Annotated in this window: 20 protein-coding genes and 1 tRNA gene; 9 read left to right on the top strand and 12 right to left on the bottom strand. The window is 69.5% G+C overall.

From position 1 onward, the window contains the following. The first annotated feature begins 38 nt into the window (after positions 1 to 38). Complete coding sequence (locus AC5RUW_RS00545) at positions 39 to 2,144, top strand: bifunctional copper resistance protein CopD/cytochrome c oxidase assembly protein (RefSeq protein ID WP_494158882.1); 2,106 nt, start codon at positions 39 to 41, stop codon at positions 2,142 to 2,144. Further along, positions 2,141 to 4,021: an NHL domain-containing thioredoxin family protein gene (locus tag AC5RUW_RS00540; protein WP_494158881.1), complete on the top strand. Its 1,881-nt coding sequence runs from the start codon at positions 2,141 to 2,143 to the stop codon at positions 4,019 to 4,021. The genes AC5RUW_RS00545 and AC5RUW_RS00540 overlap by 4 nt, the downstream gene beginning before the upstream one ends. A 92-nt stretch (positions 4,022 to 4,113) precedes the next feature. On the opposite strand, the gene AC5RUW_RS00535 is transcribed toward AC5RUW_RS00540, so the two are convergent. From AC5RUW_RS00535 to AC5RUW_RS00485, 11 genes are all read right to left on the bottom strand, one after another. After that, positions 4,114 to 5,097, bottom strand: coding sequence for a hypothetical protein (locus tag AC5RUW_RS00535; RefSeq protein ID WP_494158880.1), 984 nt, complete (start codon positions 5,095 to 5,097; stop codon positions 4,114 to 4,116). A 96-nt stretch (positions 5,098 to 5,193) separates the two neighbouring features. Continuing rightward, positions 5,194 to 6,468 carry an ABC transporter ATP-binding protein gene (locus AC5RUW_RS00530; protein ID WP_494158879.1) on the bottom strand — a complete coding sequence of 425 codons (1,275 nt, stop codon included), beginning with the start codon at positions 6,466 to 6,468 and terminating at the stop codon, positions 5,194 to 5,196. Positions 6,469 to 6,507: 39 nt separating this feature from the next. Beyond that, positions 6,508 to 7,350, bottom strand: coding sequence for a carbohydrate ABC transporter permease (locus AC5RUW_RS00525; RefSeq protein WP_494158878.1), 843 nt, complete (start codon positions 7,348 to 7,350; stop codon positions 6,508 to 6,510). Further along, positions 7,351 to 8,319 carry a carbohydrate ABC transporter permease gene (locus tag AC5RUW_RS00520; protein ID WP_494158877.1) on the bottom strand — a complete coding sequence of 323 codons (969 nt, stop codon included), beginning with the start codon at positions 8,317 to 8,319 and terminating at the stop codon, positions 7,351 to 7,353. It abuts the gene before it with no gap. Continuing rightward, the gene (locus tag AC5RUW_RS00515) at positions 8,316 to 9,635 is read right to left on the bottom strand and encodes a sugar ABC transporter substrate-binding protein (protein WP_494158876.1); all 1,320 of its coding nucleotides are present in this window, start codon (positions 9,633 to 9,635) and stop codon (positions 8,316 to 8,318) included. The genes AC5RUW_RS00520 and AC5RUW_RS00515 overlap by 4 nt, the downstream gene beginning before the upstream one ends. Before the next feature lie 180 nt (positions 9,636 to 9,815). Continuing rightward, positions 9,816 to 10,742, bottom strand: coding sequence for an AEC family transporter (locus AC5RUW_RS00510; RefSeq protein ID WP_494158875.1), 927 nt, complete (start codon positions 10,740 to 10,742; stop codon positions 9,816 to 9,818). 11 nt (positions 10,743 to 10,753) lie between these two features. Then, the gene (gene panD / locus AC5RUW_RS00505) at positions 10,754 to 11,176 is read right to left on the bottom strand and encodes an aspartate 1-decarboxylase (protein ID WP_494158874.1); all 423 of its coding nucleotides are present in this window, start codon (positions 11,174 to 11,176) and stop codon (positions 10,754 to 10,756) included. Between the two features lie 151 nt (positions 11,177 to 11,327). After that, positions 11,328 to 11,398 (bottom strand) — tRNA-Gly (locus AC5RUW_RS00500). Positions 11,399 to 11,500: 102 nt separating this feature from the next. After that, positions 11,501 to 11,782: a protealysin inhibitor emfourin gene (locus AC5RUW_RS00495; protein WP_494158873.1), complete on the bottom strand. Its 282-nt coding sequence runs from the start codon at positions 11,780 to 11,782 to the stop codon at positions 11,501 to 11,503. Beyond that, positions 11,779 to 12,819, bottom strand: a complete 1,041-nt coding sequence (locus tag AC5RUW_RS00490) for a M4 family metallopeptidase (protein WP_494158872.1) — start codon at positions 12,817 to 12,819, stop codon at positions 11,779 to 11,781. The genes AC5RUW_RS00495 and AC5RUW_RS00490 overlap by 4 nt, the downstream gene beginning before the upstream one ends. Positions 12,820 to 12,972: 153 nt before the next feature. After that, positions 12,973 to 13,452: an SseB family protein gene (locus AC5RUW_RS00485; RefSeq protein WP_494158871.1), complete on the bottom strand. Its 480-nt coding sequence runs from the start codon at positions 13,450 to 13,452 to the stop codon at positions 12,973 to 12,975. 110 nt (positions 13,453 to 13,562) lie between these two features. Here AC5RUW_RS00485 and dcd point away from each other — a divergent pair, with 110 nt between their 5' ends. Then, positions 13,563 to 14,138, top strand: a complete 576-nt coding sequence (dcd, locus tag AC5RUW_RS00480) for a dCTP deaminase (RefSeq protein ID WP_494005872.1) — start codon at positions 13,563 to 13,565, stop codon at positions 14,136 to 14,138. A 37-nt stretch (positions 14,139 to 14,175) separates the two neighbouring features. On the opposite strand, the gene AC5RUW_RS00475 is transcribed toward dcd, so the two are convergent. After that, positions 14,176 to 15,546, bottom strand: coding sequence for an MFS transporter (locus AC5RUW_RS00475; RefSeq protein WP_494158870.1), 1,371 nt, complete (start codon positions 15,544 to 15,546; stop codon positions 14,176 to 14,178). 232 nt (positions 15,547 to 15,778) lie between these two features. On the opposite strand from AC5RUW_RS00475, the gene AC5RUW_RS00470 reads away from it, so the two are divergent. Genes AC5RUW_RS00470 through mnhG form a run of 6 tightly spaced genes read left to right on the top strand, consistent with a single transcriptional unit; the run spans position 15,779 to position 22,226 of the window. Then, positions 15,779 to 18,781 (top strand): Na+/H+ antiporter subunit A, encoded by a 3,003-nt coding sequence (locus tag AC5RUW_RS00470; RefSeq protein ID WP_494158869.1) that lies wholly within the window; start codon positions 15,779 to 15,781, stop codon positions 18,779 to 18,781. Continuing rightward, positions 18,778 to 19,266 carry a Na(+)/H(+) antiporter subunit C gene (locus tag AC5RUW_RS00465; RefSeq protein WP_494005869.1) on the top strand — a complete coding sequence of 163 codons (489 nt, stop codon included), beginning with the start codon at positions 18,778 to 18,780 and terminating at the stop codon, positions 19,264 to 19,266. The genes AC5RUW_RS00470 and AC5RUW_RS00465 overlap by 4 nt, the downstream gene beginning before the upstream one ends. Next, the gene (locus AC5RUW_RS00460) at positions 19,263 to 20,870 is read left to right on the top strand and encodes a Na+/H+ antiporter subunit D (RefSeq protein ID WP_494158868.1); all 1,608 of its coding nucleotides are present in this window, start codon (positions 19,263 to 19,265) and stop codon (positions 20,868 to 20,870) included. The genes AC5RUW_RS00465 and AC5RUW_RS00460 overlap by 4 nt, the downstream gene beginning before the upstream one ends. Then, entirely contained in the window at positions 20,867 to 21,460 is a 594-nt protein-coding gene (locus AC5RUW_RS00455) for a Na+/H+ antiporter subunit E (protein ID WP_494158867.1), read from the top strand. The genes AC5RUW_RS00460 and AC5RUW_RS00455 overlap by 4 nt, the downstream gene beginning before the upstream one ends. Next, a complete protein-coding gene (locus AC5RUW_RS00450) occupies positions 21,457 to 21,717 on the top strand; it encodes an MrpF/PhaF family protein (protein ID WP_494158866.1) in 261 nt (86 codons plus the stop codon). Before AC5RUW_RS00455 ends, AC5RUW_RS00450 begins: the two co-directional genes overlap by 4 nt. Positions 21,718 to 21,719: 2 nt before the next feature. Next, positions 21,720 to 22,226: a monovalent cation/H(+) antiporter subunit G gene (mnhG, locus tag AC5RUW_RS00445; protein WP_494005865.1), complete on the top strand. Its 507-nt coding sequence runs from the start codon at positions 21,720 to 21,722 to the stop codon at positions 22,224 to 22,226. Position 22,227 lies beyond the last annotated feature (1 nt).

Genomic DNA, 22,227 nt, shown 5'->3' with positions numbered 1-22,227 from the left:
GGCCCCCCGATTGGCCCGCCTGGTTCCGGGGGTAGAGAATGGATACCGTGCCAAACTCTGCCAAGACCGAGACTGCCCGGCGCCCCGACGGCGCCGCCGCGGGGACCGAATCCGCCGGGCCGGGACTCAAGCCGGGCTGGCTTGCCGCGGCGGCCGCGGCCCTGCTGCTGGCGATGACCGCCGCGCTGCTGTTCAGCGGCGCCGCAGCCGCACAGCAGCTCGCCGACCCGGGGGCCCTGACCCGGTGGGCCCTGCCGGTGGCGAAGGGCCTGAACAACGTGGCCATGGCCGCCGTGATCGGCGCCCTGGTCTTCGCGCTGTTCATCCTCCCCAAGGACCGCGCCACCGGCCGCGGGCACAAGCCCCGCCCCGACGAGCCCGAGCACCCCGCCTTCACCCGAGCCCTGTCGCTGGCCGGCGGCGCCGCCGCCGTCTGGACCATCGCGGCCCTCGGCGTGCTGGTCTTCACGTACTCCGATGTCTCCGGCCTGCCGCTGAGCGCGGACCCGGCGTACACCTCCGGCCTGGCCTCGTTCCTGACCGACTTCGCCGTGGGCCGGGCCTGGCTTGCGGTCAGCATCCTCGCCGCCGTCACCGCAACTCTGACCTTCGGCGTCCGTTCCCTGGGCGGACTGGCCTTCACCGCCGTCCTGGCGTTCGCCGCCCTGCTGCCCATCGCCTTGACCGGCCACTCCGCCGGCGGCGACGACCACAGCGCCGCCGTCAACTCCATCGGCCTGCACCTGCTGGGCGTCTGCCTCTGGATCGGCGGCATCATCGTGCTCGCCTTCATCTCCCGCCAGCTGGACGGGTTCCTCGAGTCCGTGCTGCGGCGCTACTCCGCGCTGGCCGGATTCGCGTTCTTCCTGGTGCTCGCCTCCGGCGTGATCAACTCCCTGCTGCGCATCACCACCCTGGAGCAGCTCGGCAGCCGCTGGGGCATGCTGGTCGCCGTCAAGGCGGCCCTGACCCTGCTGCTCGGCGTGCTGGGCTTCATGCACCGGCGATGGGTCATCCCGCAGCTCGGCCGTATGAGCGCCCGGCGGGTCCTGTGGCAGCTGATCACCGTTGAACTGCTGATCATGGGCGCCGTGTCCGGCGTCGCCGTCGCCCTGGGCCGCACGGCCACGCCCCGGCCGGAGGAACTGCCGCCGGACGCAACGCCCGCCCGCATCCTGACCGGCTACGACCTGCCGCCGGAGCTGACCGGGGAACGTTACCTGACCGAGTGGCGGTTCGACTGGCTGTGGGTGGCCATCGTGATCACCCTGGCCGTCGCCTATCTCCGCGGGGTGTTCAAGCTGCGCCGCCGCGGCGACAAGTGGCCGCTGCACCGCACCGTCCTGTGGCTGATCGGCCTGGCCGCCCTCACCTATGTAACCAGCGGGGCTCCCGCCGTCTACGGCGCGGTGCTGTTCAGCACGCACATGCTCGGCCACATGGCGATGACCATGGTGGTGCCGCTGTTCCTGGTCCTGGGGGCTCCGGTCACCCTGGCGCTGAAGGCGCTCACGCCGCGCGGCGACGGGACCCGGGGGCTGCGCGAGTGGATCCTGATCTGCGTGCATTCGACGTACTCGAAGGTCATCACCAACCCGATCTTCGCCGCCGTCAACTTCGCCGGCTCGATCATCATCTTCTATTACTCGGATCTTTTCGGCTTCGCGCTGCGCGAGCATGTGGGGCACGAGCTGATGGTGGTCCACTTCGTGCTGACCGGCTACATCTTCGTCCTGACGCTGATCGGCATCGACCCGCTGCCGAAACGGCTGCCGTATCCGATGCGCCTGGTGGTGCTGCTGGCCACCATGGCCTTCCACGCGTTCTTCGGGGTGGCCGTCATGGGCCAGACCACCCTGATCCAGGCGTCCTACTTCGGCTCCATGGGCCACGACTGGGGGTTCAGCGCCATTGAGGACCAGCAGACCGGCGGCGCCATCATGTGGGGCGTCGGCGAGGTTCCCGTGGTGATCATCGCCATTCTGGTGGCCCTGCAGTGGTCCCGGGAGGACGCCCGCGAAACAAAACGCAGTGATCGGGCGGCCGCACGGAATAATGATGCGGACCTGGCTGCTTACAACGACATGTTCGCCAAGCTGGCCGAACGTGACGCCAGGACCGAGAACCGAGGAGATCGTCCATGACCGAAACCGTGCACGCCGGATACCGGGTGCGTGCCTCCGAACTGGTGGGCCGCAACTGGCTCAACACCGGCGGAGCGCAGCTGCAGCTCGAGGACCTGCGCGGCAAGGTCGTACTGCTGGACTTCTGGACCTTCTGCTGCATCAACTGCCTGCACGTGCTCGATGAGCTGCGCCCGCTCGAGGAGAAGTACTCCGACGTCCTGGTGACCGTGGGCGTCCACTCGCCCAAGTTCGAGCACGAGGCGGACCCGGAGGCGCTGGCCGCCGCCGTCGAACGCTACGAGATCCACCACCCCGTCCTGGACGACCCCGAACTCGCCACCTGGCAGGCCTACACCGCCCGTGCCTGGCCCACGCTCGTGGTCGTGGACCCGGAGGGCTACATCGTCGCCCACCTGTCCGGCGAGGGCCACGCCGCCGGGCTGGACTCGCTGGTCGCCGAGCTGGTCGCCGAGCATGAAGCGAAGGGCACGCTGCACCGCGGCGACGGCCCCTACGTCCCGGCCGAGCCCACCGCCGGAGACCTGCGCTTCCCGGGCAAGGCCGTTGCCCTGCCCGAAGGCAGCTTCCTGGTCGCCGACACCGGCCACCACCGGCTCGTGGAGCTGGAGTCCGACCTGGCCACCGTCCGCCGCGTCATCGGCGACGGCACCAAGGGCTGGCGCGACGGCGATGCCGCCACCGCCCGCTTTAACGAACCCCAGGGCCTGGCTGTGCTTCCCGCAGCCGTCGCCGAGAAGGCCGGGTACGACGTCGTCGTCGCCGACACCGTCAACCACCGGCTGCGCGGGGTGCGGCTGGCCGACGGCACGGTGACCACGCTTGCCGGCAACGGCGTGCAGCGGCTCCTGGACGCCGGGCAGGAGCTGGGGCCGGACCCGCTGAACGTCAGCCTGTCCTCGCCTTGGGACGCCCTGTTCTCCACGGCGCTCGAGACCGTGGTGGTGGCCATGGCCGGCACCCACCAGATCTTCAGCTTCGATCCGCTCACCGGCGCCGTCGCCGTCCTGGCCGGCACCGGACTGGAGGGCCTGCTCGACGGTCCCGGCTCCGAGGCCTGGTTCGCCCAGTCCTCCGGGCTGGCGCAGGACGCCGCAGGCCGGATCTGGGTGGCCGACTCCGAAACCTCCGCCCTGCGGGTGCTGACCCCGCAGCCGGACGGCACCGTCCAGGTGGACACCGCCATCGGCAGCGGACTGTTCGACTTCGGCTTCCGCGACGGCCCCGCCGCCGAGGCGCGTTTGCAGCACCCGCTGGGCACCGCCGTCCTGCCTGACGGCTCCGTGGCCGTCGCCGACACCTACAACGGCGCCGTGCGGCGGTACGACCCGGCCTCCGGCACCGTCTCCACCCTGGCCCGGGGGCTGGCCGAGCCCTCCGGCGTCCTGCTGGACACCGCGGCCGCGGAGCCCCTGCTGATCGTGGTCGAGGCCAACCGGCACCAGCTGGTGCGGGTGCCGATCCCGCGCGAGGCGCAGTCGGTGGACGAAGGCGCGCGCCAGACGCAGCGCCCGAAGACCGCCGTCGCGCCGGGCCCGCTGGCGCTGACCGTACGTTTCAAGGCCCCCACGGGCCAGAAGCTGGATGACCGCTGGGGCGATCCCACGCAGCTGAAGATCTCCTCGTCGCCGGAGTCCCTGCTCATCTCGGGAGGGGGCACCTCCACCGGCCTGGTCCGCGAGCTGGTCCTCTCCGATGAGGTGGCGGAGGGGGTCCTGCACATCACCGCCCGGGCGGCGGCCTGCGACGGGGAGCCCGGCGGCGAGATCCCCGACCACGCGGCCTGCCACCTGTACCAGCAGGACTGGGGCATCCCGGTCAGCATCGAGGCCGGAGGGGCCAGCGAGCTGACCCTGGACCTGCGCGGCATGGACTGAGTCCGCGGGGCCGGTGAACCGGCAGCTGATGCACAGGAGGCCCTCCCCGGCGGGGAGGGCCTCCTGTCTTGTTTGCGGCCGGTGGGGCCGCCCTAGTCGACCAGCGGCGTGAGGACGGCGGAGTCCTGGCCCACCGAGAGGCGGGCGGCGAAGCTGAAGTCCGTCTCGGCCACCAGCGGCTTCTTCGCCCCGGTGAACAGATCGGTTTCGGTGGCGGTGACCTTGGCGCGCCCGTTCAGCGGCGCCACCACCCAGGCCTGGTTGCCTGCGGAGATCTCCACCTCCGGATACTCGGTGATCTCCCAGGTGATGGGCTCCTCCACCCGGTTGTTCGTGAAGTGGTAGAAGGGGCAGCCCGGCGGGGCCAGGCGGCTTTGTCCGTCCGTGCAGCCGTCGAGGAAGGCCCGCACCTGTTCCTGCACGTCCTCCACGAGGGCCGGCGTCGCCCGGGTGCTCAGGGGCAGGCGCGCGGAGGCATCGGAGGATTCGACGACGGCGGCCTCCTCCGGCGCTTCGAAGTACTTGCTGGCGTAGGAGGCACCCACCCGTCCGGGGTAGAACGCCGCGAAGGTGCCGTTGCCCTCCGGCAGGGCCACCCGCGCGCCGTTGACGCCGGCCTCGGCGAGGTTCGGTGCGCTGACCTGCACCGTGGGCAGGGTGGACGGGACGAACTCCCATCGGGTGAAGAACAGCCAGCTGGTGCCGGCCCGGCGGAGGGGGAATTCGGTCCTGCCCTCGGAGCCGTCCAGCGTGTAGGTCACGGCCACCGGCACCTGGTCACCGGACGCACCTCCGGCGGAGATGTCCTGCACCTGCAGATCCCTGACGGACTGCGCCAGGGGTTCGCCGTCCAGCAGCGCCGCGTCCGCCCCCTCGGGGACCGCCGCGTTGAGCAGTCCGAGGGCGAGCCCGCCGTCACCGGCGCGCAGCGCGTCGAGGTACTCCTCGACCTTCGCCTCGGGCCCGTAGACGCGGGTATTGACGAGGTAGATGCTGACGGTCGCCGCCGCGACGGCGAGCATAAGCGCTGAGAGCCACGTCGTGACGGTCCGGACCAGTGGTGATGTTGCCTGCACCCGCTCAAGGTTACCTGCAGGACAGGCCCCGGCGCGGCGCGCAGGAGACCCGGCGGCGGGGATGAACCCCGCCGCCGGGCACCTGTACAGGCCGGGTCAGTCCTGGGCCGTGGCTACCTCCTGCTCCTGTTCCTCCCGCGCCATCGCGATCTCCTCGGCGCGCTGGCTGTTGGCCTCCTCGGTGAGCCGGGCACCGGCGTCGGCGTCCCGAGTCAGGTTCTCGCCCGTCTCCGGATCGAAGATGTGGATCTTGCGGGTATCCAGCCACAACTCGGCGTCGCGGCCGCCGCGGATGCGGCTTGCCGCGTCCAGGGTGACGACCACCTGCGGGCGCAGCTCGTCGGCATCCATGTCCCGGGCGAGGCTGTTGAGAAGCTCACGCACCTCGGGGGTCGGATCAAAGTGGATGTAGCCGTACTGCTCGTTGCCCAGCCACTCGGTATGGGTGATCGGGGCGGTAAAGGTGGAACCGTGTGCCCGCTTGGACTCGTCGACCAGCGACGCGTCCTCGAAGAACTCGGGCCGGATGCCGACCAGCACGACCTTCTTCCCGGCGGCCTTGGCTGCCTTCTCCGGGGGAATCCGGATATCGCCGACGGCGGTGCTCAGCGTGTTCTCGCCGGCGGGGGTGGCCGGCAGGAAGTTCATCGACGGCGAGCCGATGAAGCCGGCGACGAACAGGTTGACCGGCTGTTCGTAGAGTTCCCGCGGCGAGGCCACCTGCTGCAGTTCGCCCTTCTTCAGCACGGCGACCCGGTCGCCCAGGGTCATGGCCTCGGTCTGGTCGTGGGTGACGTAGACGCTGGTGATGCCCAGCCGGCGCTGCATCTGCGAGATCTCCGAGCGCATCTGGCCGCGAAGCTTGGCATCAAGGTTCGACAGCGGCTCGTCGAACAGGAACGCGTCGGCCTGCCGGACGATCGCCCGGCCCATGGCTACGCGCTGCCGCTGGCCGCCGGAGAGGTTGGCCGGCTTACGGTCGAGGTGATCGGTCAGTTCCAGTGTGGATGCGGCGTCGGTGACCAGCTTCCGGATCTGGTCATCGGAGTATTTGCCCTTCTGCAGCCGCAGCGGGAAGGCGATGTTCTCGAAGACGGTCAGGTGCGGGTAGAGGGCGTAGTTCTGGAACACCATGGCCAGGTTGCGGTCCCGGGGCGCCTTGTCGTTGACCCGCTCACCGTTGATCAGCAGGTCCCCGGAGGTGATGTCCTCCAGCCCGACGATCATCCGCAGCAGGGTGGACTTTCCACAGCCGGACGGGCCCACCAGGATAATGAACTCGCCGTCGGCGATGTCCAGGGAAACGTCGTTGACGGCCGGGAACCCGTCGCCGTACTTCTTGACCAGGTTGTTGAGGGTGATGGATGCCATTTTGTTCGTGATCCTTTTCTATGTCCGGACGGCAGGGCGTCAGCCCTTGACGGCGCCCTGGGTGAGGCCGGAAACGATCTGCCGCTGGAACAGCAGCACCAGCACGACGACGGGGATGGTCACGATGATCGCCGCTGCGGAAATTGCGCCGGTCGGCTCCTCGAACTGCGACGCACCCGTGAAGAACGCGAGGGCGGCGGGCACCGGGCGGGCGGCTTCGGTGGAGGTCAGCGAGATGCCGTAGACGAAGTCGTTCCAGGCGATGAAGAAGGCGATGATCGCCGTGGTGAACACGCCCGGGGCGGCCAGCGGCACGATGGCCTTTCGGAATGCCTGCCACGTGGTGGCGCCGTCCACCTGCGCAGCCTGCTCCAGCTCCCAGGGGATCTGGCGGAAGAACGCGGCGAGGGTCCAGATGGAGATGGGCAGCGTCAGCGACAGGTAGGGGATGATCAGGCCCGGCCAGGTGTCGTAGAGGCCGATGTTCCGCCACAGGTTGAACAGCGGGGTGACGATCGAGATGACGGGGAAGATGGACACGCCCAGCGCCGTGGTCAGCACCAGCCGTTTGCCGGGGAAGTCCAGGCGGGCGATGGCATAGGCGCACAGCGTGGCCAGGATGACGGCGATGAACGTGGCGATCAGGCAGATGCCCACCGAGTTCCGAAGGGCCGTCAGGAACAGCTCCTGGGCGTCGCCGACCAGGATCTGCTCGTAGTTGCCGGTGGTCCAGGTGGTCGGCAGGAAGGTGCCCGAGGTGAGCCCCGCGGGGGTCTTGAACGAGGTCGCCAGGATCGAGGCCACCGGGAACAGGGCGTAGAGGATGACCAGGACGGAGATGACCCCCCAGACAACCCGCTGGCGGGTGGATGATTTCTGCATCTAATTACCCCCTCGTGCACCGGACAGGTCCACCTTGAACAGCTTGATGGCGATGAAGCAGATCAGGATCACGCAGAGGAACAGCAGCACGGACACCGCTGAGCCGAGGCCGATTTCCAGCCTGCTGATCGACGTCCGGTAGGCCAGCAGCGAGAGCACTTCAGTGCCGTAGGCGCCGTTGGTCATGATGTAGACGTTGTCGAAGATGCGGAAGGCATCCAGCGCACGGAACAGGACGGCGACCATGATGGCGGCCTTCATGTTCGGGATGATGACCTTGCGCATCCGCTGCCACCAGGTGGCGCCGTCGACGGCGGCCGCTTCGGTCAGCTCCCCGGGCACCTGCGCCAGGCCGGCCAGCAGCAGCAGGGAGATGAACGGCGTCGTCTTCCAGATCTCGGAGGCCATGATCACCGTGATGGCGGTGCCGAAGTCCGCGAACCAGTTCAGGTCCGGATTGATGCCGGGCACCCAGCTGAACCAGCTGTTGATGTACCCGGAGTTGATGTCGAAGGCGTAGAACCAGGCGAACGCCGAGACCACGGTGATGATCCCGTAGGGCACCAGGATGGCCGTGCGCAGCCAGCCGCGCACGGATTTCAGGGCACTGTTCATGACCAGGGCCAGGGCGAAGCCGAGGACAAGTTCGATGACCACCGTGACCACGGTGATCAGGGTGGTCACGCCCAGGTCCCGCCAGAAGACGCCGTCGGACAGGATCACCGCGTAGTTGGTCAGGCCCACGAACTCACGCTCCCCCGGAGCGGTGAGCCGGTACCGGAAGAGTGAATCCCACAGTGCCAGCAGGATGGGATAGGCGGTGACGGCCAGCATGATGATGAACGCCGGGCCGGCCAGCCAGAACCCGAGCCGGCGCTCGGCCCGGGCGCGGTCGCTCAGCTTCTGCCGGCCGTTGCCGCCGCCGGTCTCCGCCGGCCTGCCGCGAAGGGTCTCAACGGAAGTGCTCACAGCAGTTTCTCCCCTCTGAGGACGGCCAGGATGAACTCCTGGCTCGTCTCCGGCGTGGTCTGCGGATCAACGTCGGCCGGCGGCGTCCAGGTCTGCTGGATGCCGGTCGAAACCTCGTTGTAGTACGGCGTCTGCGGCCGGGGCTTGGCCAGCTCCAGCGACTCGCGGATGGTGTCCGCCATCGGGAAGGACTCGAGGGCGGCCTGGTCGTTGTAGGCGTCGGTGTTCGCCGGCGGGTTGCCGTTGCTGACGAAGTAGTACGCCTGGTTCTCCGGCTGCACGATGCACTCGATGGCGTCGTAGGCCAGGTCGGGGTACCTGCTGTCGGCGCCCACGCCGAGGTCGATCCCGCCCAGCGGAGGAGCTGTCTCCTCACCGGCGTTGACCTGGGGATAGAGCGCCCAGCCGATGTCGTCGATCAGCGTGGCCGGCAGCGACCCCTCCTCGACCGCGGCGTTGGTGGCGGGCCAGACGAACGGGTAGTTCACCATGAACGACCCCTGGTCGCCCTGGAACTGGACCATGGAGGTGTTTTCCGTCTGTGTAGGCAGGCCCGGCCCGCCCAGCCCCTCGGTGCCGATGGTCGAGACGATCTCAGCGGCCTGGGTGCCGGCCTCGGTGTCCAGGCCGAGCCGGATCTCGTCGGCCGGAGCCTCCGGGTTCTCCACAATGGCGCCGCCGGCCGATTCGACCAGCGCGTTGACCCACACGGTCATGGACTCGGCCCGGGCGCCCTGCACGCCCAGGTACTTGCCCTGGCTGCGCGCCGCTTCCATGATCTGCTCCCAGGTCACGGGCTGGGTCATGTCCAGGCCGGCCGCCTCAGCCACCGACTTGCGGTACCAGAGGATCTGGGTGTTGGCCCAGAACGGGACGGCCACGATTTCGTCGTTCCAGGTGGCGCCCTGCAGAGCGCCTTCCACGATGTTCTGCGTGGTGCGCTGGGCGACGTCCTCGGGCACGGGCGCCAGGAAGCCCGGCTCGGCCAGCTCGGGCACGAACGGCGGGTCCAGGCTCATGATGTCCATCGTCTGGTCTCCCGCTGCCAGGCGGCGGGCCAGCTGCTCCCGCTGCGAGGCGGCGTCGCTGGGCAGGAGCGAGGTTTCGATGCGGTATTCGCCCTCAGCTGCGTCGGTGCAGCGTGAGGCGAGTTCGGCCTGCCCGCCGTCGTCGGGATTGATGTACCAGGTCAGTGTCGGAGTGCCGTCATCCGCGGCGCAGCCGGTCAGGAGCGTGGCACCGACGGCCAGGACCAAGCCTGCTGCCGCCCGCGTTCCCCCTCGGCTGGAGCCCCGTTGTCTTGCAACCTTTGCCATGGGCGTGTGCCTCCACGTCGTTGTCGGCACGGGCTGTTCTCCCGTGGGCCGCAGGAATCGTCAGCAGCCTGTCGACTGACAGTATGCCCAAGACAGGAGGATTTTCCACTGAAAACCGGGCAAAGCCGAAGAAAACCCATAGCCGCGGGCGTGATCGCCGGAAACCGTGGAAGGGGCGGGTCAGGCCAGCAGTGCGGCGATGGCGGCCAGGACCGGCAGGGAGGCAATGGTGGTCAGCAGCACCGTGTCCTTGGCGATCACGACGCCGCGATCGTAGCGGGAGGCCATGACGAACAGGTTCTGGGCCGTGGGCAGGGCCGCGCAGACCACCACGGTAAACAGCAGGTGCCCCTCGAGGCCCAGCACCCAGCGGGCCAGCAGGAAGGCCAGGGCCGGCTGGACGAACAGCTTGAACGCCGACGCCAGCAGGACGTCCGCGCGCCGGCCGGCGGCCTTCTCCAGGGGCCGGGAACCCACCAGGGAGATCCCGAAGGCCAGCAGCATCGCCGGGACCGCGGCCCCGCCGATCAGGGTGATCGGCTCCAGCACAATGGTCGGCAGGGTGGTGCCGGTGGCCGAGAGCAGTAGGCCGATCAGCGTGCCGATAATGATCGGGTTGCGGCCCACCTGCGCCGCGACGGCCCGGACGGAGGGGCCCCGGGCTCCGCCGGTGGCGTCCATCAGCAGCAGGAACACCGGGGTGTAGGCGGCGAGCTGGAAAATGAGCACGGGGGCGATGAGCGCGGCGTCACCCAGCACGTAGACGGCGATGGGAAGGCCCAGGTTCGCGGCGTTCACCAGCGACGCCGACATGCCGCCTACCAGCAGCTCCGGCAGGGTCCGGCGCAGCCACCAGCGGGTGACCAGGAGGTAGAGGAGGGCGGTCGACACCGCCGATCCCGCGGCGACCAGCAGCGGCAGCGAAAACACCTGGTGCAGGTCGGCGTCGCTGAGCGTGACCAGCAGCAGGGCAGGGGAGGCGACGAAGAAGGCCAGCCGGCTCAGTACCTGCTGCGCGCCGGGGCCCAAAACCTGCAGCCGGCCCACGGCATAGCCGACGCCGATGATGATCCAGACAACGGCGAATCCGGTGAGTACCCCCAGCACCGGCGGCGCGCCTAGGGCAGGCGGTGCAGCGAGAGCGGGGGTGCCTCGACGCCGGCGGCGAGGGCCTCGGCCGGGTCGCTGCCCAGGGCCAGCACCCGGTTTTCTGCGTCCACATGGACCACGGTGGGCACGAAGGCGCGCGCCTCGGCGTCCTCCATCGCGGCGTAGGTGATGAGGATGACGGTGTCGCCGACGTTGACCAGGTGGGCGGCGGCGCCGTTGATGCCGATCACGCCGGAGCCGCGCTCGCCGGCAATCGTATAGGTCTCCAGGCGTGCGCCGTTGGTGACATCGACGATGGCGACCAGCTCGCCGGGCAGGATGTCGGCGGCTTCCAGCAGGTCAAGGTCCACCGTGACGGACCCGACGTAGTGCAGGTCCGCGTGCGTGACAGTGGCGCGGTGGATCTTGGACTTGAACATTGTGCGTTTCATCGGCGCCCATTCTACGCCCGCCCCGGCGGGGCGGGTTCTCTTGCAGGGAAGCGCGGGCTCCGGCCGGAGCGGCCGCCGCGGCGGAAGACCCATGAACGAGGAAAACCCCGGCCGCGGGGCCGGGGTTTTCCTCCGGCCGGAGCCGGAAACGAGCGGGCGACGGGAATCGAACCCGCGTATCGAGCTTGGGAAGCTAGCGCTCTACCATTGAGCTACGCCCGCGCCGCCGCGCCCTGGCGCGGCAACGGACCCTACTTTACATGCAAGCACGGGCAGTCGGCGAACCGCCCGGCGGGGGTGCGTCACGGACGGCGCCGGCGGGGCTCAGCCGCGGCTGCCGCCCCCGCCCGGCCGGCCGCCGTCGCCTGCCCGGGCGCGCTCCACGAGCTCCCGCCACGGGCCGGTGAGGCGGGCCTCGGGGATGGTCACCGCAGCTGGGCCTACGGAGATCTCATAGGTAAAACGGTCGGCCCCGGCGTCGTCCGCGTCCGGCGGGTGCCGGAACAGCGGCAGCCACTGCTGCTCGGCCTCCTCGGAGCTGAGCTGCGCGCTCCACGTCCGACGCATACCGGCCAGCCCGCCGCTGCGCACGACAGTGAGTCTCATAGCATGACGTTAACCGCTTCCCATGCGGCCTGCACAGCCGAGGTTTCAACCGTCCCGACGCCGTAGCGCTTTTCCGCCGCGGCCACAGTGGCCGCAGCGAAGGTCCGAAAGGTGCAGTCCCGGGGCAGTTGCTGCTCCGTCAGGGTGTCGAACCAGATCTGGCCCGCCCGTTCCCAGGCAAAGCCGCCCAGGCGGGCCGCGGTCAGGTAGAACGCGTGGTTGGGAATGCCGGAATTGATGTGCACGCCGCCGTGGTCGGAGGACGTCTGCACGTAGCCGGCCATAGTGGCCGGCTGCGGGTCCCGGCCGAGCACGTCGTCGTCGTAGGCAGTGCCCGGCGCCTTCAGGGAGCGCAGGGCGGCCCCCGAGACCTGCGGGGTGAACAGCCCGGCGCCCACCAGCCAGGCGGCGTCGTCGGCTGCCTGCCGCCCCAGGTACTGCTCCGCCAGGACCCCGAAGACATCGCACAGCGATTCGTTCAGCGCCCCGGCCTGGTCCTGGTAGTCCAGGGGAGAGGCGAACTGGACCAGGCCGTGCCCCAGCTCGTGCGCGATGACGGTCAGCGACACGGTGAAGCGGTTGAACACCTCGCCGTCACCGTCGCCGAAGACCACGCGGCTGCCCTCCCAGAAGGCGTTGTCGTACTCGCGCCCGTAGTGGACGGTGGCGTCCAGCCCGTAACCTGCCCCGTCCAGCGAGGAACGGCCGTACGCCGTTTCCAGGAACGAATAGAAGGCGCCGAGCCCGTCGTAGGCTTCGTCGACGGCGGGGTCGCCCGCAGGCGGGTCCCCTTCGCCGCGCACCGGCACGCCGGGCAGCTCCTCACGGCTCCGGGCGTCGCTGACCTGGCGGCGCAGGGTGGCGGCCACGGCGGTGCCGCCGCGGCGCCCGACCGACGCGCCGGCCTCCCGACGGGCCCGGTTCAGCGGTTCCAGTTCCGACAGGGCCCGGCGGGCGGCGTCGGCCGCGACCGGGAGGCGGGGGTGGGCCTCGGCGATCCGGGCCAGTACGTACGGGGGAACGATTGCACATTTCACGGTTCAGCCCTCCTGGTGAGGGTCCAAGACTAGGCCCGGGTACCGACACCGCAAGGAGGGCGGACGAATCAGCCGCTGACCTGCACCGAAATGTGACCGGCCGGGGGAAAGCGGGTGGAAACAGGTAAACCGCCCGCAGCCCGCCGTCGGCTGCTAGGCGTCGGTGCCGGGGGTGCCCGCACCGCGTTCCACGGCCTGCCCGGCCGCCTGGACGATGGCCTCCACGCCCTCCGGGCCCAGTTCCAGGCCAAGGTCGGAACCGGGGTTGATCGCGAGTCCGTAGCCCGGCGCGATGCTGCGGATGGTGGCCTGCCCCGAGGCGCGGACGATGACCGGCGCGGCATCGCGGATCTTCGCCGGAATGCGGTCCTCCTTGGTGAAGGTGGCCGCCACCGGGGCGCCGCCGTCGGGAGCCTTCAGCACCAAAGCCTGGAACGTGTCCGGGTTGCCTTCCTCCTCCAGCCGGCCCACGGAGAGAATCTCCGCGGTCCAGATCACGCCGAGCAGCTCCTGGGAGCTGAGGCGTCCTTCCCGGCCGGCCTCGATGGCCTCCTCCAGTGCGTCTCCTGCGGGGTTCGGACTGCCGGTCGGCACGGACAGGTCCATGGGGGCCTCCTTGGGATCGTTTTCCATGGCAGCCCAGTCTTCCACACCGCGCCGGCCGGCGGCGCGCGGGTCCGGAACCGTGCGTGGGTCCGGGCTGCGCGCCGGGCCCGCGGGTGCCGATGCGTTATTTTTAGAAGGTGCTGATTTCCGACCGCGACATCCGAGCCGAAATCGCCGCCGAGCGGATCGGCCTGGACCCCTTCGACCCCGATATGGTCCAGCCTTCCAGCGTCGACGTGCGGATTGACCGCTACTTCCGGCTCTTCGACAACCACAAGTACGCCCACATCGACCCCTCGCTGGACCAGCCGGACCTCACCCGGCTGGTGGAGGTGGCTCCGGATGAGCCCTTCATCCTGCACCCGGGGGAGTTCGTGCTGGGGTCGACCTTCGAGACGGTGACCCTCCCGCAGGACATCGCCGCCCGGCTGGAGGGCAAGTCTTCGCTGGGCCGGCTGGGCCTGCTGACCCACAGCACGGCCGGGTTCATCGACCCGGGCTTCTCCGGCCACGTCACCCTGGAGCTGTCCAACATGGCTACCCTGCCGATTAAGCTCTGGCCGGGGTCCAAGATCGGCCAGCTGTGCTTCTTCCGGCTCTCCTCGCCGGCCGAGTACGCCTACGGGTCCGAGCGGTACGGCAACCGTTACCAGGGCCAGCGCGGCCCCACCGCCTCCCGCAGCCACCTGAACTTCCACCGCACCGGCGTCTAGGCCTGGGCGCCGGCACGGCCGCCGGTCCCGCCGCCGGTCAGGGCAGCGGCACCTCGGCCTTCGGCGTCCGGCCCGGTGCCTTGACCGGCAGCAGCGCCGCCAGCCCCAGCGCCAGGACGATGAGGATGCCCAGGATGCCGTACCGCTGGGCCCCGAAGATGGCGATGCAGGCGCCGAAGAGGGTCGGCGAGAGGAAGCTGACGGCACGGCCGGTGGTGGCGTAGAGACCGAACAGCTCGCCTTCCTCGCCCTCGGGTGCCAGCCGGGCCAGGAAGGCCCGCGAGGCGGACTGGGCGGGGCCGACGAAGAGGCACAGCAGCAGGCCGAAGACCCAGAACGTGGTGTCCCCGCTCCACTCGGTGCCGAAGAAGCTGCGCGTTTCGGGTCCCAGCACCAGGACCGCCGTGCCGCTGACCAGCAGGCCGATCAGGGAGGCGACGATGACGGCCTTGGGACCGGCCCGGTCATCCAGGAAGCCGCCGATGACGGAGCCGACCGCCGCTACCACGTTGCCGGCGATCGCGAACATGATCACCTGCGTGAGGTCCCAGCCGAAGGTTCCGGCGGCGATCACTCCGCCGAAGGTAAAGACCGCCGCCAGCCCGTCGCGGAACACGGCGCTGGCGAGCAGGAACCAGATGGTGTGCGGGCTGGTCCGGTAGATCGCCTTGATCCGCCGGAACAGCAGGCGGTAGGAGGCGCCGATGCCCATGCGTTCGGCGCGCTCGAGCCGCGGCACCTCCGGCACGGCGAACATCACGGGCAGGGCGAAGATCAGGAACCAGGCCGCGGAGAACAGGGCGACGGCGCGCAGGTTCTCTCCGTCGTCGGCGGTCACGCCGAACCAGCCCACCTCGGGGTTCACGAAACCGACCAGGACCAGCGCCAGGGCCGCGATGCCGCCCACATAGCCCATGGCCCAGCCGAAACCGCTGACCCGGCCAATGGTCGCCGGCGTCGAGACCTGGGTGAGCATGGAGTTGTAGTTCACCGCGGCGAACTCGCTGAACACATGGGCCAGGGAGATCAGGGCGACGCCGAGGAGCAGGTACCCGGGCGAGGGGTAGACGAACCAGCAGAGCCCGGTGAGCAGGCAGACCGCCAGCGTGTTGGCCGAGAGCCAGAGCCGGCGCCGCCCGCCGAGGTCCGACCGCTGCCCGGCCACCGGAGCGGTGAGCGCAACGGCGAAACCGGCGGCTGCGAGGCCGAAGCTGAGCACCGAGGTGGCGTGGTCCTCGCCGCCGAAGGCGTCGCTGGTCAGGTACACGGTGAACACGAAGGTGGTCATGACCGCGTTGAAGGAAGCCGAGCCCCAGTCCCAGCTGGCCCAGGCCAGGACGCGGAGACGCTGCACGGGCGGCGAGGCGGGCGCGGCGCTGCGCCCCTGACCTGTTGCTTTGGAGACCATAGGCAGAGCCTAGCGGCAGTGCGGACGCCCGCGGGGTTTTTCCGTCGGGAATTTCGCCGCCCCTGCGGGACGTTGCCCCTTGTGGATGCGCTGTTGGTGACGCCCATGTTTATGCCCCGGGTAGAATAGATCCAAGGGCTTTGCTCCGGAACGCCTTGACATCTTGATATCCGCACGGCCGTGGCAGCGGCCGCGACACCTCGCTCGCCAGAGAGAGATTGGGAGAAACCTAGTGCTCGTTGTGCTCACCGTCCTGTTCACGGTGGCATTGGCGGCGCCCGTATTCTTCCGCTGGTTTGGCCGATCGGCCTTCTACATCCTCGCCGCAGTCCCGGCAGGCGCTTTCGTCTGGCTGATGGCGACGTTCCCCAGCTACACGGGCGCCGACCAATCGCTGGAATCCGGGGCGCCGAACGCCCCGCCGGCCGTGATCATCCCCTGGATCCCCGACCTGCGGGTGGAACTCGCGTTCCGCATGGACACGCTCGCCGCAGTCCTCTCGATCCTCATCCTCGGCGTAGGCGCGCTGGTCCTGTTCTACTGCGCCCGCTACTTCCGCCCGGAGGACCCGAAGATGGGTTCCTTCGGCGCCCAGCTGCTGGCCTTCGCGGCCTCGATGTTCGGCCTGGTGACCTCCGATGACCTGATCCTGCTGTTCATCTTCTGGGAAATCACCACGATCCTCTCCTACCTGCTGATCGGCTATGCGTCGAACCGCCTCTCGGCGCGCCGGGCCGCGCTGCAGGCGCTGATCGTCACGACCTTCGGCGGGCTGACCATGCTGGTCGGCATGATCATGCTGGGCCAGGCGGCCGGCACCTACCGGATCTCCGAGATCCTCGCCGCCGCACCCGAGCTGCTGGCCCGGGGAACCCTGATCGACATCGCCGTCGCCCTGATCCTGGTCGGCGCGGTGTCCAAGTCCGCTCTGGTGCCCTTCCACTTCTGGCTGCCGGCCGCAATGGCGGCGCCCACCCCGGTCAGTGCCTATCTGCACGCCGCGGCCATGGTCAAGGCCGGCATCTACCTCGTCGCCCGCCTGGCCCCGGGATTCGCGGAATCCCCGCTGTGGCATCCCATGGTCTTCGGCCTGGGCCTGCTCACCATGCTGCTCGGCGGCTGGCGGGCGCTCCGCCAGCATGACCTCAAGCTGATCCTGGCGTACGGTACGGTCAGCCAGCTCGGCTTCCTGACCATCGTCACGGGCCTGGGCACCCGGGAAGCGGCCCTGGCGGGCCTTGGCCTGCTCGTGGCCCACGGCTTCTTCAAGGCCACCCTGTTCCTGGTGGTCGGCATCATCGACCACCAGTCCGGCACCCGCGACATCCGCAGACTTTCCGCCGTCGGACGCGCGGCTCCGCTGCTGGCCGTGGTGGCGGCCATCGGCGCCGCGTCCATGGCCGGCATCCCGCCGCTGCTGGGCTACGTCGCCAAGGAGTCGGTGTACGAGACCTTCGTCCACTACGCCGAGACCGGCCCGGTCGGGACGCTCATGCTGATCGGCGTGGTGGTCGGCTCCATCCTCACCTTTGCCTACAGCGCCCGCTTCGTGTGGGGAGGCTTCGCGGCCAAGCCAGGCGTGGACCCGATCAGCTTCAAGCCGGTCCCGCCGGCGTTCCTCGCCGCCCCCGCCGTCCTGGCCGCGGCCAGCGTGCTCTTCGGCCTCTGGCCGGCACCCCTGGACAAGGTCATCGCCTCCTACGCGGGTCTCTTCCCGGCCGACGGACCCGACACGCACTTGGCCCTGTGGCACGGCTGGACCCCGGCGCTGGGGCTGACCGCCCTGACCCTCGCGGCCGGCGTCGTGCTGTTCCTGCTGCGTGACCGGGTCTTCCGCGCGCAGCGCGCCCTCTCCGTCCCGCTCGAGGCCGAGCGCTCCTACCGCGGTCTGATCGGCGTGCTGGACGACGTCGCCGTATGGGTCACCGGCCGCACCCAGCGCGGTTCGCTGACCTTCTACCTGTTCGTGATCCTGAGCGTAGCGACGGCCGCCCCGGCCATCATCCTGCTCCGCGGCGGCGTTCCGGGCCTCGGCGAGTTCCACTGGTTCGACAATCCGCTGCAGGTGGTGATCGCCCTGGCCATCGCCGCCGGCGCCATCGGTGCGGCCCGCGCCAACAAGCGCTTCCTCGCGGTGCTGATGGTCAGCGTCTGCGGCTACGGGCTGGCACTGCTGTTCGCCCTGCAGGGAGCCCCGGACCTCGCCCTGACCCAGACCCTGGTGGAGACGATCGTCCTGGTGGCCTTCGTCCTCGCCCTGCGGTCGCTGCCCGCGCGGATGTGGAAGCGGGAGCCCGTCGGCCAGCGCGCGCTGCGCGCCGCCCTGGGCATCGCGTTCGGCGTCACCATGATCATCATCGCCATGTCCGCGATGGCGGCCCGCACCGCAGCGCCGATCTCGCTGGAGTACCCGCAGCTGGCCTATGAGGGCGGCGGCGGATACAACATCGTGAACGTCACGCTCGTGGATCTCCGCGCCTGGGACACCTACGGCGAGATCGCCGTGCTGGCCATGGCCGCCACCGGCATCGCCTCGCTGATCTTCGTCCGCGGCCGCGGCGACCGCCGACGCCGGGCCGAGCACATCGCCACCGGCTCCGTGGACCGGGGGCGTGAACTGCTGGCCAGCCCGCGGCGCGAGGCCACCCTCGCCCTGGCCCGCAAGTTCTCCGCCGTCCGCCGCAATCCCTGGCTCGTGGCCGGCCGGACGCTGGCACCGGAGCGGCGCTCGATCATCTTCGAAGTGGTCACCCGGCTGCTGTTCCACACGGTGATCATCTTCTCCGTCTACCTGCTGCTGGCCGGGCACAACCTGCCCGGCGGCGGCTTCGCGGGCGGCCTCATGGCCGGGCTGGCCCTGACCATCCGCTACCTGGCCGGCGGCCGGTTCGAGCTGGCCGAAGCCAGCCCGGTCTCCGCCGGCACCCTGCTCGGCTGCGGCCTGGGCCTGGCCGCCCTCTCGGCCGCCGGCCCGCTGCTGCTGGGCGGACAGGTGCTGCAGAGCGCGATCCTCGAGTTCACGCTGCCGGTGTTCGGCGACGTCAAGTTCGTCACCAGCACCATCTTCGACATCGGCGTGTACCTGGTCGTCGTCGGGCTGGTGCTCGATGTCCTGCGCAGCCTGGGCTCCGAAATCGACGAGCGCAGCGAAGACGGCAACGACAACGACGACGCCGGCGGCCAGCTTGTCGAGCCGGAACCGCAGCTCGTCAATGAAGGGGAGGTGGCCCGATGAGCGTGAATCTCACCCTGTTGCTGATCATGGGAACGCTGTACGCCGCCGGCATCTACCTGCTGCTCGAGCGCAGCCTGACCCGGGTGGTGCTCGGCCTGTCGATGCTGGGCAACGCGACCAACGTGCTGCTGCTGACCACCGGAGGGTATGAGGGCCTGGCCCCGCTGTTCAACGCGGACACCCCCGCGGAGGCCTACAACGATCCGCTGCCGCAGGCGTTCATCCTGACCTCGATCGTCATTTCCTTCTCGGTGACGGCGTTCATGCTGGGCATCGTCTACCGGTCCTGGATCCTGGGCCGGCAGGACGAGGTCCAGGTGGACATCGAAGACCGCCGCGTTGCCAGCCAGTCCAGCTTCGACGCCGAGGACGACGCCGACGTGCCCGAGGACACCACCGAGTTCACCCCGCCCGAAGAGGCCGAGGAAGCGCCCGGTTCGCTGCGCGTCGACAACCCGAACACGACAGGAGAGGCCCGCCGATGAGTCCGAGCCTTGCCCCCCTCGCCGTCGTCCTGCCGATCTTCGGCGCCGCGGTCACCTTCCTGCTGATCCGCCATCAGCGCTCCCAGCGGATCGTCAGCGTGAGCCTGCTCAGCCTGACCCTGCTGCTGGAGTGCCTGCTGCTGGCCTCGGTCTGGGAGACCGGCGCGCAGGCCGTCAACCTCGGCGGCTGGCTGCCGCCGTTCGGCATCACCATGGTGGTGGACCAGTTCTCCGCGATGATGCTGGTGATCTCCTCCGCGGTGAGCCTGGCGGTGCTGATCTACGCCACCGGCCAGGGCATGACCGACGGCGACGAAGACGGACCGATCTCGATCTTCCACCCCACCTACCTGATCCTGGTTGCCGGCGTCTCCAACGCCTTCCTCGCCGGGGACCTGTTCAACCTCTACGTGGGCTTCGAAATCCTGCTGACCGCCAGCTACGTGCTGATGACGCTCGGCGGGACCACCCCCCGGATCCGGGCCGGCGTCACCTACGTGGTCGTCAGCGTGGTCTCCTCGCTGCTGTTCCTGATCGCCATCGCGATGGTCTACGGAGCCACCGGCACGGTCAACATGGCCGACCTGGCGCTCAAGCTCGGCGAGCTGGACCCGGATACCCAGATGGTGCTGCACGTGATGCTGCTGGTCGCGTTCGGCATCAAGGCCGCCGTCTTCCCGCTGTCCTTCTGGCTGCCGGACTCCTACCCGACGGCGCCGGCACCGGTGACCGCGGTGTTCGCCGGCCTGCTGACCAAGGTCGGCGTGTACGCCATGGTGCGGACGGAGACGCTGCTGTTCCCCGGGGACCGGATCAATTCGCTGCTGATGGTCGTTGCCGGGCTGACAATGGTGGTGGGCATCCTCGGCGCGCTGGCGCAGACCGACATCAAGCGACTCCTGTCGTTCACCCTGGTCAGCCACATCGGCTATATGGTCTTCGGCCTGGCGGTCTCCTCAGTGGTCGGAATCGGTTCCGCAGTGTTCTACGTGGTGCACCACATCACCGTGCAGACCAGCCTGTTCCTGGTCACCGGGCTGATCGAACGCCGGGGCGGGACGGCCAACATGGACCGCCTGGGCGGCCTGGCGAAGCTGTCGCCGCTGCTGGCGGTGCTGTACTTCATTCCGGCGATCAACCTGGCCGGCATTCCGCCGTTCTCCGGATTCCTCGGCAAGCTCGGCCTGATGCAGGCCGGCGTGGACCTGGGCACGCCGCTGGCCTATGCGCTGGTCGCCGCCGGCGCCGTCACCAGCCTGCTGACCCTGCTGGTCATGGCCCGGGTCTGGAACCGCGCCTTCTGGCGCACCCCGGAGGACGCGGTGCACCCGGACCCGATCCTGCTGGCGGTGGGCCCGGACGGGCGTAGCCTGAACAGCTCGGTGGACGTCACCGACCACGACAGCGGGCGGTTCTCCGGACGCGACGCCGTCACCCTGCTGCCCAAGAGCATGGTCGGCGCCACCCTGGGCCTGGTCGGCCTGGGTCTCGCCCTGACCGTTTTCGCGGGTCCGCTCTATGAGCTCAGCGACAACGCGGCGATGGACCTGCTGGAGCGCACCCCGTACATCGAAGCGGTCCTGGGAGAGGGGGCCATGCCGTGAGCCGCAGACGACGCCACCTTTCGGTCATCAAGGAACTGCCGCTGCTGATCTGGCTGGTCTTTGTCTGGGGAGCGCTCTGGCAGGACTTCAGCCTCTCCAACCTCGCGTTCGGGGTGGTCATCGCCGCCGTGGTGATGCGCATCTTCTACCTGCCTCCGGTGCAGCTCAGCGGCAGGTTCAACCTGCTGTACGCACTCGGCTTCGGCCTCCGCTTCCTGTACAAGCTGGTGCTGGCCAGCTTCGAGGTGCTGTGGCTGGCGATTCGGAAGGGCCCGCGGATCCGCAACGCGGTGGTGGCGGTCAAGCTGCGGACCCGGTCCGACCTGCTGACCACCGCCACCGGCCATGCGCTGTCGCTGATTCCCGGTTCGCTGGTAGTGGACGTGGACCGCTCCACCTCCACCCTCTACCTGCACTGCCTGAACGTCGCGAACGAGGAGCAGGCGGAGGCGATCCGACGGGACGTGCGCAGCACCGAGGCCTGGCTGATCCGGACCATGGGCAGCCGCGAGGACCTGCAGCTGCTAAGGACCGATGAGCAGCGCACCGACGGGAAGCTCGACGACGCACAGCAGGGAGCAGGCGCATGATGAACGTATTTACGGTGATCGTAGCCGTCATGCTGGCGGTGTCGGCGTTCGGCGCCATCGGCCGGATCGTCCTGGGCCCGTCCATCCTGGACCGGGTGCTCGCGGCGGACGTGCTGCTGGCGGTGGTCGGCGCCGGCCTGGCCACCGACATGATCGTCAACCGGCACCTTGACTACCTGGCGCTGCTGATCTCGATCTCGCTGGTCGGCTTCATCGGCTCGGTCACCGTCGCCCGCTTCGTCACGGACAGGAGGTAACCATGTCCCAGAACCTCCACGACGCCGTCGTCGGCCTGCTCATGATCGGCGGGGCCCTCATGTCGCTGGCCGCCGCGATCGGCCTGATGCGCTTTCCGGACCTGATGAGCCGCATGCACGCGGCGTCCAAGCCCCAGGTGCTGGGCCTGCTGCTGTTCCTTTCCGCGATGGCGGTGGAGTTCGCCAGCTGGAAGCTGCTGCCGGTCCTGTTCCTGTGCTGGCTGCTCATGCTGCTGACCGCCCCGGTCAGCGCCCATATGATCGGCCGCGCCGGCTACCGCACCAAGCACCTGCGGCCGGAGCTGCTGAGCATCGACGAGCTGGACGACGTCGTCGAGCGCGCCCAGCGCTACATCACCGAGGCGCAGGAGGCTGAGGAGGGCGCCGACGCCGATCCGCAGGTGGACGACGTGCACCAAACCGGGAACCTGTCCGCCGAGGAGCTGGCTGCCGCCCGTGAAACGGACGGAGCCGGCGGCAGCCGCAGCCGCCGCCGGCTCGAAGGATAGG

Source organism: Arthrobacter sp. Y3222053, from assembly GCF_059092805.1.
The sequence above is the reverse complement of the archived record's forward strand: the minus strand, read 5'-3'. Positions and strand labels throughout refer to the sequence as shown.

What these genes read in the sequence shown, in the direction of transcription:
- AC5RUW_RS00545 (WP_494158882.1), top strand. Translation starts at nt 39, where the DNA reads ATGGATACCGTGCCAAACTCTGCCAAGACCGAGACTGCCCGGCGCCCC.
- AC5RUW_RS00540 (WP_494158881.1), top strand. Translation starts at nt 2,141, where the DNA reads ATGACCGAAACCGTGCACGCCGGATACCGGGTGCGTGCCTCCGAACTG.
- AC5RUW_RS00530 (WP_494158879.1), bottom strand. Translation starts at nt 6,468, where the DNA reads ATGGCATCCATCACCCTCAACAACCTGGTCAAGAAGTACGGCGACGGG.
- AC5RUW_RS00525 (WP_494158878.1), bottom strand. Translation starts at nt 7,350, where the DNA reads ATGCAGAAATCATCCACCCGCCAGCGGGTTGTCTGGGGGGTCATCTCC.
- AC5RUW_RS00515 (WP_494158876.1), bottom strand. Translation starts at nt 9,635, where the DNA reads ATGGCAAAGGTTGCAAGACAACGGGGCTCCAGCCGAGGGGGAACGCGG.
- panD (WP_494158874.1), bottom strand. Translation starts at nt 11,176, where the DNA reads ATGAAACGCACAATGTTCAAGTCCAAGATCCACCGCGCCACTGTCACG.
- AC5RUW_RS00495 (WP_494158873.1), bottom strand. Translation starts at nt 11,782, where the DNA reads ATGAGACTCACTGTCGTGCGCAGCGGCGGGCTGGCCGGTATGCGTCGG.
- AC5RUW_RS00485 (WP_494158871.1), bottom strand. Translation starts at nt 13,452, where the DNA reads ATGGAAAACGATCCCAAGGAGGCCCCCATGGACCTGTCCGTGCCGACC.
- AC5RUW_RS00475 (WP_494158870.1), bottom strand. Translation starts at nt 15,546, where the DNA reads ATGGTCTCCAAAGCAACAGGTCAGGGGCGCAGCGCCGCGCCCGCCTCG.
- AC5RUW_RS00465 (WP_494005869.1), top strand. Translation starts at nt 18,778, where the DNA reads ATGAGCGTGAATCTCACCCTGTTGCTGATCATGGGAACGCTGTACGCC.
- AC5RUW_RS00460 (WP_494158868.1), top strand. Translation starts at nt 19,263, where the DNA reads ATGAGTCCGAGCCTTGCCCCCCTCGCCGTCGTCCTGCCGATCTTCGGC.
- AC5RUW_RS00450 (WP_494158866.1), top strand. Translation starts at nt 21,457, where the DNA reads ATGATGAACGTATTTACGGTGATCGTAGCCGTCATGCTGGCGGTGTCG.
- mnhG (WP_494005865.1), top strand. Translation starts at nt 21,720, where the DNA reads ATGTCCCAGAACCTCCACGACGCCGTCGTCGGCCTGCTCATGATCGGC.